Source organism: Anaerostipes stercorihominis (assembly GCF_057535655.1).
In genome coordinates this window covers 41,216-53,696 of sequence record NZ_BAAJCL010000002.1, presented here as the reverse complement: position 1 = coordinate 53,696, position 12,481 = coordinate 41,216, and the positions used below count along the sequence as shown (strand labels likewise).

The following is a 12,481-nucleotide window of genomic DNA, read 5'->3' as shown; positions in this document are numbered from 1 at the left end:
TTCCGTTTTCTTTTCTATTTTCTTTTTTAACCCTGTCCATCGTAAAATCAATTGCAGCCTGAACCAAACCGGAAATTCCTATCTCTGCTCCAATTTTAATTTTTGTCGAGGCAATTTTTGAATCGTCCTTACTCTTACTTATTTCTCCATCTTGTTCGACTTCATGATAGACGCTATCCGTAGGTTTGTAATATCTAAATACATCCAACGGATATTCACACGCATGGAAACCTTTGTTGCATACATCCGCTTCTTTTTCTTCGTATTCTTTTCCCTCTTCGTACTGAAATCCTCTACAAGTCATGTCTTTGTTAAATCCTTTATAACTTTTCATCGTTGTATCTCCTTCTATCAATTCGTAAGTCCCTACGACTTCCTCCGTTATCATTTCCAATATCCTGATCCGGCTCCCGCCCGAACCCATTTCAATGTTTTCTGCTCCGGCTGGTTTTCCGTCTTTTCCTGTTCTTTCTCTTCTTTCAGTTCCTCCATGACTTCCTCAAGCAAACTGCTTTCCCATATTTCCAACGTTTGTTCCCGAATACCGTACTTTTCTTTGACCTCTTTTATCGTTGCGCCGGATAAATGATATTTTACGATTTCTTTTTTCTCTTCCCTGCTGCGCAGTGTTTTGCTTCGTCTTGGTTTTCTCCCATTGACCCAATTACTGACTGCTTTCCCCGATATCCCGTATTTTCTTCCTACAGCTTCATAGCTTTGTTTCGATTCCCGCCAATACTTCACCACTTCTTCACGAAATTCCTTCGTGTAGTTCATGTACGCTCTCCTTTCCATTTTTCCTCCTTTTTTATCTAACATATGTTCGTTTTTTCATTATCTCTATCTAACGTACGTTCGATTTTTGTTTCAACACTGTGTTATTCTTGATGCTCATCTGCTGCCCCGGCTCTAAATTCAGATATTCTCCAATCACCTCCAAGGCAAGCTCCTGCCCATAACACGTCACTGCAAAATTTTTATGTTCTGCCACTAATTGCAACCATTTCTTCTGCGTCTCCTGCAACCTCCCATTTCCATATTTCATTTCAATAAACAGACCGGCATAGATTCCTTTCGGAACCGGCAAATGTAAATCCGGCACTCCTGCTTTGACCCCCTGCCGTTTTAAATTCGCCGCTTCGATTCGGTTTCTGCTGCCGCCATTCGGACAATGATACAACAGCTTCAATTCCGGGTGCTTTCTCTCCATCAGCGTGCAAATTTGAATCACTGCCTCCTGTTCGCTGGCTTCGGTCCGTTTCATGTACTGCATTCTTGTGGCTTTTTTCATTCTCTCTTTACCTCCCTGCCGTCTATTTTTACCTGGATATATTCCATAAACGGGTATCCTGTCATGGTGTATCCTTTCCTGATTCCACCGTTTTCTTCATCGTGGCGCTTATCTATGTAGTAGCCTTTCCTTGATCTGGCGTCTTCCCGGAAAAAGTCCCTGTTCCAGATCACTTGCTTTTTTATGATTGGCTTCTTTAAATTTCTGGAAGCTGAATAAGTTTTTCCTCCGCATTGTTCCATTTTTCTTCGTCCTTTTTCTTTCACAAGGTATGAAGCCAGGTCACCATATTGTCCAGTACTGTCTAATAAATTTATGTGGATGTATCCGCGATCCCAGCACTTTTTTAATGCTCTGGTGTCTATGCTTTTTAAAACCATATGAATATGCGCAGCTCCTCTTTTCCCAATCTCTATCACATATACAAACTTTAACTCTCTTCCTTTGCTTCGGTATGCTTTTCTTAGTTCTCTGATTAGCTTATCTTTGCATTTTATCAACTCCTCGTAAGTGTCTGGTCGTTCTTCTTTTTTGAAAGAAAAGGTTACAAAGAAATCTCCCTCTTCAAAATTACAATTTAAAGTCCATCTCAACTGCTCTATCTGCTTTCTGATATTTACATTGATCTGCTCCGCTCTGGATGGTTTCCCTCTTTTGATTCTCTTGGTCTTTGGCTGGTGTTTCCTGCTGTAGTATTTTTTTGTTTCTTCTGTTTTTCCCGCAATTACAACCCTCTTATAAAATGGCATACTTCCCTCTCCTAAACTTGTAACTATTTCTAAACTTAATACTTTTATCGAGGTTGAAAGGCGGGAAAGTCCGCCGCTTTTTTCTTTTTTTCCTCTTGTCTTTTTGTCTCGACTTTGCTATAATTAAAATACTTCTTAACTTGTAAGTTTTTTAAACTTATGTAAAAGGACCCTATTTTCTCGGGGTCCTTTTTTCATATCTTGCTTTTCTTCTTTAGTTCCTCAAACTCTTCCGGCGTTCCAAGATCTTCATACCATCCAAGCTTATTAATTGCTTCTCCAAATACACTTCCGTTTTCTCGCTGAATCTTGAGTTCTGATAATCTATAGGTATCAGAATTTTGTGGATTTTTCATTGTCATTCGCTCCTGCATTACGTTTTTTAACTCCTTGCTCCAATCCAGATCAATGTCACGCCGATCAGCACCATCACAGCTGCTTGTCCAAAATTCATTGTTCCTCTTTCTATTGCTCCCACGGAACCAAATGCCATAAATACTCCGATTCCAGCGGTTATGATTCTATCTCTCATTCCTATGCTTGTCCTTTCTGCCCATTACAGGGCTTTTTCCTTTGTTTTTCCACCAAGAGCTTTAATCACATTTAAAACAGACTGCTTTTTCTGCTCTCTGGTTAGTTCTTTTACTTCCTTGCCATCTACAAAACGACGAACCTTATATTCTTTCATTCTTCCACCTGCTTCCTTTTTTCTTTTATTCTATGTATCAACGGTTGTACATCTTTCCGAGGAATTTACCTTATGTTCAACATTAAATTCATTGCCGCCTGAAAGCCTCCCACAAAGGCAGCCTCCATATTTTTTACTACATATTGACTAAATGCTTCTTTCATATCCTCTTGCTCCAGTTGATCTGTAATGACTCTGTCTTGAAATCTTTCTTCTCCTGTAATTTGACGATTCTCTTCCCAATCGGTATACAATATTTCCATCTGTCTATTCATCGCGAACCTCCTTTAATTTCCAATATAGAATTGCCAGCAGGTTTCCATTTGTATAGTCATCGGTTTGTTCAAAAAACTCCTGAAACTCTTTTTTGTAACATACTGAATTAAATGCGGATCTTATATTCCTTTCAGCGCAGGCGTAGCTGGTCTTATTTCTTTTCCCCAGTGCCTCATACAGAGCAGTGGTTTGGAATAAATACTCCTCGTCTTCAAAGATCAACTCTATCGCCTCCTGAATATATTTAAATCCCAGAAGATTTGCTTTCATTCCGATTCTTATTAATGTTTTCATGACTCTTTTTCTCATTTGTCCTTCCTTTCTTTGGCTGCCGTTTTGCCATAGCTTTTCTTTTCTATGCGGTCCTTTTCCACATATAACATGTAATATAGGGCGGTAAACTACTGGCTCCTCCGGTGTTTCCGTGGTTATGTGCAGCTCCTCCGCCTGTCTGCCCTGTCCCTTCTACGCCTGATTGTTTATATAAATTTTTCAGCGCGGCTCCTACTGGGTTACTGGTTCCGCCGACAGATATAACATTTCCCTCGTCCGTCTGGTTTCTTATATATTCATGGTCATGCTTCGGTATTTCATTGGTTGTCAGTGTGTGGCTTCCTGTGCTATGCAAGTGCGTTTTATTTCCCCCGGTCTTTTCTGCTGTATTAAAATCGGAATCCGACGCATTAACGCCAAGCGGCACTCTTCCGCTTCCCCACGCTTCCCATGTTCCACCTAATACCCCCCCCGGATTTATTTCCGACGTTGATATATAGATAGACCCGATCGGATACACCAGATCTAAGATGTTCACTCTGTTCTTATTTTCATCAAATGCATATACGTTCATTTTTTCCCTTCCTTTCGCTTGGTTTTTGTTAAAGCATCTTATCCAACTTTGCTTCATTATCAATAGCCAAAATTGTATCTTGGAGTATTTGTTTGGCAACTTTTACTGTAATATCTTTTTTTCTTAAAATTGATATAATTTCCTCTATCATTTCGTCCGCCATTTCTGCTCCTATGGACTCCCCACGTCTTCCCACCGTGTAGTAATCCCATTTTGTATGTTTTTTTATATATCCCATGCTCTCCTCCTATGTCATTGCTTTTTCCGATCCCTTCTTCTATACTTTTTTACAGGCTCCTGCCAGAGCCGAGTTTAAAAGAAAGGAGGGGTAGTTTATGCAACTTCCAGATCCTGCAATATGCAAACTTGCAACAGAAATTACATTAAAGGCTATGGAAACCGGTATTATTCCAAAAGGTACCACATCCAACGAATCTGCTAAAAATATCGTTGATTTCTTTTTTCAGACTTTAAGTCTCATTGAATCAGAACACTAGTCTTTAAAAAGTCCTTGCTTTGACTAATTTTGCAAGGGCTTTTGTCAATTTTGCAACCGCGTCCGCATCCCTTTTTTTAACACTCTCTTCTATTAATTCTGCTATTTTCTTTTCTAATCCTTTTATTTCCTCTATTGTCATGCGCTCCTCCTACATCATTGCTTTTTTGATCCCTTGGGTTATAGACCTAACCCTCTCAGTGTTCTTTGTACAAATTCTTCTCTACAGGATTCTAACTCTTCATCCGTTGGAATCCTGCCTATTCTCTTCAAGTAAATATCTAAGATTTTTATAGAAATGTTTTTTAAAATTACTTGCAGCAATAACACTGCTATAATTATCAACGATATATATGTCCACATATTTTCTCCTCCTACGCCACCGGCGTTTCTTTTTAACTTATAAGGTACAGGTGTACCCTCTAAAGAATCATTCCTCTAAAAGGTTGTCAATTCCACAGTCAAGGATATTTGCAATTTCTTTCCCTACCTGAAGGGACGGATTTTTTGTTCCCCGCTCGATCTGACACAACATTGCCTGCGTAATCCCAGATTGTTTCGCCACGTATGCTTGTGTCAGTCCTTTTTCCTCTCTAATACGACGTATATTTTCCCCTACATTCATTTCTTCCACCTCCCGATAATGTAAACAATAACAGCCAGATAAAAAATCACTTCAATTCCTTTGAATGTCCAGTAAATCATATCCATAATGTTCTTCCTTTCTTTGATATATTTATATTGACAATGAGTTTTGAAAAAGTTATCCTTTTCTCGGGGAGGTTTCCCTCCCCTTTTTGTTTAGTCCAGAATATTCTGGATAATGTCTAACAGCTTGTCTAACAAGTTGAGGACTGCGGTGATGAGAACTATCAGTTTGAGGGTGAAGTTCTCATCACTTTTTTTGTGCTTCTTTTTCTTGCTCATTGCTTTTAACCTCCTTGTTTGTTATAGTTAAGTTAATCACTTAACTTGGTTATATTATAATACAGTTTTTGCTGTATTTCAATAATATTACAGTAATTACTGTATTTTTAGCATTTTGTACAAAAACGGAGGGTTGTATTTGTGAATAATGTACAGTTAGCCAACAAAATTAAATTATTATGTAAGGCAAAAAAGATCACTGTCAAAAGTCTTTTGGAACATTGCAAAATTAATCGGAACTTTATGTATGATTTGACTAAGAAATCACAAGCTCCCGCAGCGGATAAGCTTGAAGCCATCGCCGACTACCTCGACTGCTCCGTTGACTACCTCCTAGACAGAACCGACAACCCGGAAGTCAATAAATAAGGAGGTGGTGTCGATGATCGTTGGTTCTGTTTCAAAAACAATTCAAAACATGCTTGGTATTTCATCCTCTGGTGATAATACTATCTATATGGGAAACACCAACATCTCTCACATGAAAACCTCTCATCCAGCGGATTATGCCAAGTATAAAAACCAAATACGCAATATTCTTGCTCATCCTGATTACGTCGGTTTGAACCCCAAAGACGGCTCGATCGAGTATGTAAAATCCTTTATTGTTGATGATGAATATGTCAAAGTTGCTGTTCGTGTTTCCTCCGGTGGCAAATATTACGCGCGAACCATTTATGTATTAAATAAACGAAGAGTTGAAAACTTTATCAAAAAGGGTACGCTCAAAAAAGTTGACATCTCGGAGTTATGAATGTATAATATAACCAAGTAAAGAATATGCTTACTAATGAGTTATAGGAATTTGAGGACGGAACGGGCAGCCGTCGCCCTTGTTGGAGATGTGGGAAGGTCACCCCACCGAATTCCTATAACTTTTTTATTACCAAAATTCGACTGATCCTGCAGTCCCTCCATGCTCTCCTCCTACGCCACCGGCGTTTCTTTTTTTGTCTGCCCGTCTTTCTTTAACTCTTCCTCTGCCCTTGTTAAATACCCGACAATAAACTGCTTTGTTGCTTCATCGGCTTTTACAAACTTTTGTGCAATTCGTAAAACTAAATCAATCTTTTCTTTTTCTGTATTCATTTTTTCTCCTCCCTAAAATGTAAATAATGACTACCAGATAAAATATTGCTTCCACACCTTTCAGCATCCAGTACAATACTTCCATTGTTCTCCTCCTTCTTCTTTCTTTTTATATTGACAATCAGCTTTGAAAAAGTTATTCTATTAGAGGTCGGGGCTTTTGCCCCTTCCCCTTACTCAATGAGCGTCTTGATGATTTCCATCACGATCTCAATGAGTTGTAAGATTGCGGTTGCAAGAAGTATGTACTCTGTCGGGAGTTGCTTCTTGCAATTTTTTTTGCGCTTCTTTTTCTTGCTCATTGTTTCTTCTCCTTTCATTACTCTGTAAACATCATACCTTACTAAGTAATTTTTGTCAATATTTTTTCGTGTTTCTTCTTTACTCTGTCGATTTTTTATGTTATGTTATATTTGAAAGGAGGTAGTACGTGAATAATCGTTTAAAAGAATTACGTAAACAATTAAATCTTTCTCAAGATTCTTTTGGGGAAAAGGTTGGAGTAACTGGGGGAAGCATATCATTATTAGAAAAAGGAAAAAGAAATATAACTGAGCAAATGTTAAAAGCTATCTGTCGTGAATTTAATGTTGACTATATATGGCTGACTACTGGGGAAGGAGAAATGTTTCTTTCAGATGATTCCGTCTTTATGGATCAAGTTGACCAGATCATGTTTGGTGAGAATCGTCTGCATAAGGCAATTCTTAAGATGGCTATCAACTTATCGGCAGATGAACTGAAAGTCATAGAAAAATTAATCGACGAATATCAGCAATACAAAAAAGAAGAAGACGATTAGTCTTCTCCCTTCCGTGTAAATACATATAGAATGAATTTGTAAATTCGTTTCAACGATGTTATCCCTTTTTCTAGGAGGTGAATATATGACTGTTGGCGAACGAGTTAAACTAATACGAAAATCTGATAAAGTAAATTTGACAATGGAAAAGTTTGGCAAGGTTCTGGGAGTTGGAAAAACAGCAATTAGCCTAATTGAAAGTGGAAAAAATAAATTAACAGATGCAAATGCTAAAGCTATCTGTCGTGAATTTAATGTTGACTATGCATGGCTGACTACCGGAGAAGGGGAAATGTTTCTTTCAGATGATTCCGTCTTTATGGATCAATTTAACCAGATCATGTTTGGTGAGGATCGTCTGCACAAGGCAATTCTTAAAATGGCAATCACCTTATCCACAGATGAACGGAAAGTCATAGAAAAATTAATCGACGAATATCAGCAATACAAAAAAGAAGAAGACGATTAGTCTTCTCCCTCCCGTGTAAATACATATAGAACGAATTTATAAATTCGTTTCAACGCTTTTTCACTATGTATTTTTTCAATTAATTCATAGATTGCTCTTTTGTATTTCATGGTGTCCTCTCCTTTCTTCATCGGTATTAAGAACCATGGTTTTAACACCAGTTTTTTCTTTTGTTGGTCCTCTCTACTTTAATAAACCAATAAGAGGATGAAAAAAGGGAACTTTTTTGGAAATTTGTCCAGTATCTTGGACACTATAAAAGAAATTGATAAGAATAGAGTCTTTCCGGTTTTACTTTTAAGGCTCCGGCAAGTAAACATAACGTCTTGATCGACGGATCATAACGCCCATTTTCGATATTATTAATCGTGCTTTTGCTAACCCCGGACAACTGCTCCAACTGCCGAATACTCAGATTTCTTCGACATCGTAACTCGTAAATATGATATTTTATTTTCACGTTCATAATCTGCCTCCTTGCTTATATAGGATATGCAGTTTATGATAAATTAACCAATTTAACATTTTTATGAAAAGAGACGAAAATTATGATGTATCCATTTATGACACTGAATGATGAAACTGAAATTACCCATTCCGAAATGAAACCGGATGGAAGAGTGAAAGTTTATATCGAAACTCCGGATAATTCCGGCGGATTTCGTGATGCTACGTGCTGGCTTCCTGATTATACTTGGGAAGTTCACGGCTATTCCGAAATGGAAATGGAATATTTCAAAAAATTGGTCCGTGACAATGCCCATCTGTTCATAGAATTTTCACAAGAAGGAGGCGTTTTCAATGCCGAAACTGTTTAGCGTTGGACCATAACATGGATTTCGAAGAAGAAATTGCTGTCTTTGACCATTTTTCCGACGTCAGGAAAATGGTTAATATAGGTTCATACACTACATAAATCACGAATATCAAAATTGACTACGAGCATAATATGAATTATAATAGACTGACAGAGAAGGATTGCCTTTTCTAAATATCGCCCTAGGGGCATTAAAGAAGATATAAGTTTATTATATGAAGACCTCGTAGCAATACGGGGTCTTTTACGTAAAAAGAAAAACCGCCCGGCGGCAACCGGACGGAATTCAGACACTTATCAACCAAGGATGATCGATATCGTTCTACCTCGCAACTAGAATTATATCATACATCCTGCTCAAATGACAAGAAATGATAGGGTGTATTTTTTGTACCCTTTTTTAATATTTTAGGAGGTGTTTATGAATAAAAAACAAGACCTTATAGGAATGCATTTCAATCATCTGACCGTGCTAGAAAAATCTGATTCTCTCAGGGGTAGATCTATGTGGATTTGTGCATGTGATTGCGGTCGCCAAACAATCGTTTCCACTAGCGATCTAAACAGTGGGCACACAAAAACTTGTGGATATTGCATCAGGTCCAATAAACCAAAAAATATTTCAAAAGTAATATTAGAGGATTTATACATTGCTCAAGGGAAAACCATCAAAGAAATATGTGAAATCATCCACGTAAAGAGCCCAATTACTGTTGCAAAATATATGGATATTCACGGAATAAAAAGACGAAACGTTAACAAAATTAGAAAGAGCGAATCAATGCAAGGCTTGTCCGAAGACGAATTTAGAGTTTTTCTTTCAAACAAATATCCATCTATGAGCATTAACCAAATTTCCAGAGAGTTAGACATTTCTCCTAAAACTGTGAAAAAATACTTGACAGAGTTTGGCATAACTACGTTAACACATAAAGAAGCGAACGCAAAATTTAATTCAGGGGAAAACTCTCGGTCTTGGAATGGTGGAAGAAAACATTCAGAGGGATATATATTGGTCTATAACCCTGATCATCCACATAATATAAATGGATATGTTTACGAGCATAGATACTTGATAGAGAAAAAAATAGGTAGATATTTACACAAAAACGAAATTGTTCATCATATAAATGGTGTTCGCGATGATAATAGGTTGGAAAATCTCCTGCTTATGACAGAACAAGAACATGCTCGTTTACACAGAAATGGCAAAAACCGTTTTGAGTCTTTCAAAAAACAAGGGGGTGATGCAGATGAATAAAAGCGAACTTAAAACAGCTGCCGCTTATATTCGCGTCTCGTAAGCACGCATATGCAGGAGGAGCTGTCTCCCGATGCGCAAAAAAGGTTATTGTTAGAGTACGCAAAAAACAATGACCTAATCTTAACAAACGATTGTATATTCTTGGATTCCGGCATTTCCGGGAGAACGGCAGAAAAGCGTCCTGCTTTTATGAAGATGATCGAACTTGCCAAGGCAAAAAAATTTGACGTCATTCTTGTCTGGAAATTTTCACGCTTTGCCAGAAACCAAGAAGAGTCCATTGTTTATAAATCCATGCTCCGCAATAAATGTGGTGTTGAAGTCATCAGTATTACAGAACCCATCACAAACGACATTTACGGAGGTCTGATTGAGCGAATCATTGAATGGATGGATGAATTTTACTCTATCCGCCTTGCAGAAGACGTCACGCGGGGAATGACAGAGAAAGCCCTGCGCGGCGGTTTTCAAGCTTCCCCTGCACTTGGTTATAAGGTCGTGCAAAAAGGATGCCCGCCTGTCATAGATCAGGAGCAAGCCGAGACTGTCAGATTCATTTATAACCGCTATATTCGCACCACAGACGGCTTTTTTGACATTGCCCGTCTTCTTAATCAGCTAGGCTATAAAACTCGAAATAACGGTGATTTTGAAGCACGTACCGTACAGTATATTTTACAAAACCCTATCTATAAAGGGTATATCCGTTGGAACCGAAGTGACGCCAATGGCAGAGTTATCAAAGACGAAAGTGAATGGATTGTCAAAAAGGGGGATTTTGAACCGATTATACCGGAAGAAGTGTGGGAAAAAGCAAACGAACGATTTCGCAGAGAGTATCATCCGAAAGGAAGCCGCCCGGTCTCTAAAAACCGGCATTGGCTTTCCGGTTTAATCAAATGTTCTAATTGCGGTCGCAGTCTGGCAACCTCCATCCATAAAGACCGGCGCTACGGAAGATATTACACAAATTTTCAATGCTATGGATACACCAAAGGAAAATGTGCCGTTTCTCATCACATTTCCGAAAAAAGGCTGCTCCCGATCATTTTAGAAACATTAAAAGAGGACGCTTCTAAAAAATCCGTCCCTTTTGAAATCTTAGAACAACCGTCCTTAGATCCTCAAAAAGAACAGATCACAGAACAGCTGCTAAAAATACAGGAAAAAGAAAAACGTATCAAGGCGGCTTATCGAAACGGAATTGATACGTTAGAGGAATATAAAGAAAACAAAGAGATCTTACAAAAAGAACGGGAGCAATTAGAGCAAAAGATCAAAGAGCTTCCATCCAATATCCCAAAAGAGCGGAATCTCCCGAAAGAGATTCATGGAGTTTACGATGTGCTTGTCAGTGATTCCACATCAAAAGAAGAAAAAGCTGCTGCCATTCGCTCTATTGTCAATAAAATCGTTTTTAATAAAGAAACACAGACTATTGACATCTATTACCATCTGTTATAAGCTTCCATTGTCAGCTGGTTTCAGTGTACTACATAGGTTCTTGCAATAAGGATGACCCAATGGGGATCAAAATATCTGGGTGATCAGGGATATACTCCCATTGAGATCCTCCGCTACTATTATGGAGAAAACATGTACATCAATACCGCCGAACAAATTGCCGGAATTCCAAGCTCTTGGCCCGGAAATGATCTCACCATCGGTTCCAGCGGAGCAAAGGTACGCCAGATGCAGGAACAATTAAACCGCATTGCCAAAGATTATCCATCCATTCCCACCATTGCAGCCGATGGTGTTTACGGACAGCAGACCCAGAATTCCGTACGCAAATTTCAAAATATATTCGGTCTTCCTCAGACTGGCGTCGTTGACTACCCAACCTGGTATAAAATCAGTGAAATTTATGTTGCAGTCAGTCGCATTGCTGAACTTAATTAAATTCCAAAATAAAAACTCTCTGATTTTCCGGAGAGTTTTTTCGTTGCCAAAGCCTCTGTCTATCGACCATGCTTCCATTCAAAATGCTGGTAATCTTTCGATGATTTCCAGTCTCCGCCCCATGAGAATCCGTATTTCTTAAAAATTTTATAAATTTTGTCATTTTTATGAATCATATAGTTTCGATATTTCCCCCTGCACTTCTTCGTCTTTCTTTGACGATATACCGTTCCGTTTGATGGAGAAACGCTCTTTCCTTTTACCCATGGATTAATTCTTGGATTCACATCAATCGCAAATCCATAAGCATGATTGGATAATTTTGAAGAACCGCTGATCTTGCGGTAATTAAAAGCAGATGAATTATTTGCTCTCATCGACCGACTATCATTGGCATGATAATGATCAATCAATTTCATTTTCTGAATTGGATATTTTGCCTGATAAAGCTCGTAAAAAATTTGCACAGTCTTCTTGGCAATCTTCTTATGAACAATCAATTCCCCCTTTTTTACTTTTCCGTCGAATCCATAATGAAGAACTTTCACATAACGCAAATCCTTTAGTTTTATATGGCGATTTTTCCGATAAGATTTCCCGGTGATCTGTTTTTTCACTGACGAAGATATTGTTTCATAAGAAAATCCTTTTCGATAAGTCTCAATTGCAGCTGCTTCTGCAGTATCTCCGCCTCCGACATTTCCTCCCATCACAGTTAACACAATGAAAATTCCAAAAAAGCTCCACAATTTTTTCATTCCTCTTTCCTTACCAAAAACAGAAAACAACCCTTCGCTGCCCAAAACCAAATACCCTCACCCTGTTAAAAAACCGGCACACAATTTTGCTTTTGTACACCGGTTT

General features: G+C 38.3%; 26 protein-coding genes and 1 pseudogene. 9 read left to right on the top strand and 18 right to left on the bottom strand.

All coding sequences use genetic code 11. The features are described from left to right. The 11 genes from AC27EF_RS02340 to AC27EF_RS02290 form a co-directional block, all read right to left on the bottom strand. Positions 1-334: DUF7666 domain-containing protein (locus tag AC27EF_RS02340; protein ID WP_487108593.1), on the bottom strand; the 334-nt coding region annotated here is incomplete at its 3' end. 50 nt (positions 335-384) lie between these two features. Further along, positions 385-777 carry a transposase gene (locus AC27EF_RS02335; protein WP_487108591.1) on the bottom strand — a complete coding sequence of 131 codons (393 nt, stop codon included), beginning with the start codon at positions 775-777 and terminating at the stop codon, positions 385-387. 67 nt (positions 778-844) lie between these two features. Further along, positions 845-1,291 (bottom strand): VRR-NUC domain-containing protein, encoded by a 447-nt coding sequence (locus tag AC27EF_RS02330; protein WP_487108589.1) that lies wholly within the window; start codon positions 1,289-1,291, stop codon positions 845-847. Then, on the bottom strand, positions 1,288-2,040 hold the full coding sequence (locus tag AC27EF_RS02325; RefSeq protein ID WP_487108588.1) for a rolling circle replication-associated protein: 753 nt from the start codon (positions 2,038-2,040) through the stop codon (positions 1,288-1,290). The genes AC27EF_RS02330 and AC27EF_RS02325 overlap by 4 nt, the downstream gene beginning before the upstream one ends. A 194-nt stretch (positions 2,041-2,234) precedes the next feature. Further along, on the bottom strand, positions 2,235-2,396 hold the full coding sequence (locus AC27EF_RS02320; protein WP_487108586.1) for a hypothetical protein: 162 nt from the start codon (positions 2,394-2,396) through the stop codon (positions 2,235-2,237). 26 nt (positions 2,397-2,422) lie between these two features. Next, complete coding sequence (locus AC27EF_RS02315) at positions 2,423-2,572, bottom strand: hypothetical protein (RefSeq protein ID WP_487108585.1); 150 nt, start codon at positions 2,570-2,572, stop codon at positions 2,423-2,425. Between the two features lie 24 nt (positions 2,573-2,596). After that, on the bottom strand, positions 2,597-2,728 hold the full coding sequence (locus AC27EF_RS02310; protein WP_487108584.1) for a hypothetical protein: 132 nt from the start codon (positions 2,726-2,728) through the stop codon (positions 2,597-2,599). Between the two features lie 65 nt (positions 2,729-2,793). Continuing rightward, complete coding sequence (locus AC27EF_RS02305) at positions 2,794-3,003, bottom strand: hypothetical protein (RefSeq protein ID WP_487108583.1); 210 nt, start codon at positions 3,001-3,003, stop codon at positions 2,794-2,796. After that, on the bottom strand, positions 2,996-3,313 hold the full coding sequence (locus tag AC27EF_RS02300; RefSeq protein WP_487108581.1) for a sporulation initiation factor Spo0A C-terminal domain-containing protein: 318 nt from the start codon (positions 3,311-3,313) through the stop codon (positions 2,996-2,998). Before AC27EF_RS02300 ends, AC27EF_RS02305 begins: the two co-directional genes overlap by 8 nt. Positions 3,314-3,359: 46 nt before the next feature. Beyond that, the gene (locus tag AC27EF_RS02295) at positions 3,360-3,851 is read right to left on the bottom strand and encodes a phage baseplate protein (RefSeq protein ID WP_487108580.1); all 492 of its coding nucleotides are present in this window, start codon (positions 3,849-3,851) and stop codon (positions 3,360-3,362) included. A gap of 28 nt (positions 3,852-3,879) precedes the next feature. Further along, entirely contained in the window at positions 3,880-4,089 is a 210-nt protein-coding gene (locus tag AC27EF_RS02290; RefSeq protein WP_487108579.1) for a hypothetical protein, read from the bottom strand. Positions 4,090-4,186: 97 nt separating this feature from the next. Here AC27EF_RS02290 and AC27EF_RS02285 point away from each other — a divergent pair, with 97 nt between their 5' ends. Beyond that, positions 4,187-4,348, top strand: coding sequence for a hypothetical protein (locus AC27EF_RS02285; RefSeq protein ID WP_487108577.1), 162 nt, complete (start codon positions 4,187-4,189; stop codon positions 4,346-4,348). Positions 4,349-4,351: 3 nt separating this feature from the next. Here the strand turns inward: AC27EF_RS02285 and AC27EF_RS02280 are convergent, their stop codons facing one another. The 3 genes from AC27EF_RS02280 to AC27EF_RS02270 form a co-directional block, all read right to left on the bottom strand. Continuing rightward, a complete protein-coding gene (locus AC27EF_RS02280; protein WP_487108576.1) occupies positions 4,352-4,489 on the bottom strand; it encodes a hypothetical protein in 138 nt (45 codons plus the stop codon). 288 nt (positions 4,490-4,777) lie between these two features. Continuing rightward, on the bottom strand, positions 4,778-4,972 hold the full coding sequence (locus AC27EF_RS02275) for a helix-turn-helix domain-containing protein (RefSeq protein WP_487108574.1): 195 nt from the start codon (positions 4,970-4,972) through the stop codon (positions 4,778-4,780). A 176-nt stretch (positions 4,973-5,148) separates the two neighbouring features. Continuing rightward, positions 5,149-5,274 (bottom strand): hypothetical protein, encoded by a 126-nt coding sequence (locus AC27EF_RS02270; protein WP_487108573.1) that lies wholly within the window; start codon positions 5,272-5,274, stop codon positions 5,149-5,151. Between the two features lie 141 nt (positions 5,275-5,415). Here AC27EF_RS02270 and AC27EF_RS02265 point away from each other — a divergent pair, with 141 nt between their 5' ends. Beyond that, on the top strand, positions 5,416-5,643 hold the full coding sequence (locus AC27EF_RS02265) for a helix-turn-helix domain-containing protein (protein WP_487108572.1): 228 nt from the start codon (positions 5,416-5,418) through the stop codon (positions 5,641-5,643). A 13-nt stretch (positions 5,644-5,656) separates the two neighbouring features. After that, positions 5,657-6,028 carry a PBECR3 domain-containing polyvalent protein gene (locus AC27EF_RS02260; protein ID WP_487108571.1) on the top strand — a complete coding sequence of 124 codons (372 nt, stop codon included), beginning with the start codon at positions 5,657-5,659 and terminating at the stop codon, positions 6,026-6,028. Between the two features lie 173 nt (positions 6,029-6,201). Here AC27EF_RS02260 and AC27EF_RS02255 read toward each other — a convergent pair whose 3' ends face one another. Together AC27EF_RS02255 and AC27EF_RS02250 are read right to left on the bottom strand one after the other, a co-directional pair. Further along, positions 6,202-6,363: a hypothetical protein gene (locus tag AC27EF_RS02255; RefSeq protein ID WP_487108569.1), complete on the bottom strand. Its 162-nt coding sequence runs from the start codon at positions 6,361-6,363 to the stop codon at positions 6,202-6,204. A 173-nt stretch (positions 6,364-6,536) separates the two neighbouring features. Further along, entirely contained in the window at positions 6,537-6,665 is a 129-nt protein-coding gene (locus AC27EF_RS02250) for a hypothetical protein (RefSeq protein ID WP_487108567.1), read from the bottom strand. Between the two features lie 128 nt (positions 6,666-6,793). Between AC27EF_RS02250 and AC27EF_RS02245 the strand changes: the two genes are divergently transcribed. Then, a complete protein-coding gene (locus tag AC27EF_RS02245; RefSeq protein ID WP_487108566.1) occupies positions 6,794-7,165 on the top strand; it encodes a helix-turn-helix domain-containing protein in 372 nt (123 codons plus the stop codon). Between the two features lie 85 nt (positions 7,166-7,250). After that, positions 7,251-7,634, top strand: a complete 384-nt coding sequence (locus AC27EF_RS02240) for a helix-turn-helix domain-containing protein (protein WP_487108565.1) — start codon at positions 7,251-7,253, stop codon at positions 7,632-7,634. Positions 7,635-7,887: 253 nt separating this feature from the next. Here the strand turns inward: AC27EF_RS02240 and AC27EF_RS02235 are convergent, their stop codons facing one another. After that, entirely contained in the window at positions 7,888-8,100 is a 213-nt protein-coding gene (locus tag AC27EF_RS02235; protein WP_487108563.1) for a helix-turn-helix transcriptional regulator, read from the bottom strand. An 82-nt stretch (positions 8,101-8,182) separates the two neighbouring features. Here AC27EF_RS02235 and AC27EF_RS02230 point away from each other — a divergent pair, with 82 nt between their 5' ends. The 4 genes and pseudogenes from AC27EF_RS02230 to AC27EF_RS02215 all read left to right on the top strand — a co-directional run. Beyond that, a complete protein-coding gene (locus AC27EF_RS02230; protein WP_487108562.1) occupies positions 8,183-8,452 on the top strand; it encodes a hypothetical protein in 270 nt (89 codons plus the stop codon). Positions 8,453-8,872: 420 nt separating this feature from the next. Further along, positions 8,873-9,712: an HNH endonuclease signature motif containing protein gene (locus tag AC27EF_RS02225; protein ID WP_487108561.1), complete on the top strand. Its 840-nt coding sequence runs from the start codon at positions 8,873-8,875 to the stop codon at positions 9,710-9,712. A gap of 51 nt (positions 9,713-9,763) precedes the next feature. After that, a complete protein-coding gene (locus AC27EF_RS02220; protein WP_487108560.1) occupies positions 9,764-11,179 on the top strand; it encodes a recombinase family protein in 1,416 nt (471 codons plus the stop codon). Between the two features lie 51 nt (positions 11,180-11,230). Continuing rightward, a pseudogene (locus AC27EF_RS02215) lies at positions 11,231-11,617 on the top strand (peptidoglycan-binding domain-containing protein); the annotation flags it as partial. 59 nt (positions 11,618-11,676) lie between these two features. Here the strand turns inward: AC27EF_RS02215 and AC27EF_RS02210 are convergent. Further along, on the bottom strand, positions 11,677-12,375 hold the full coding sequence (locus AC27EF_RS02210; protein ID WP_487108558.1) for a M15 family metallopeptidase: 699 nt from the start codon (positions 12,373-12,375) through the stop codon (positions 11,677-11,679). Positions 12,376-12,481: the final 106 nt, after the last annotated feature.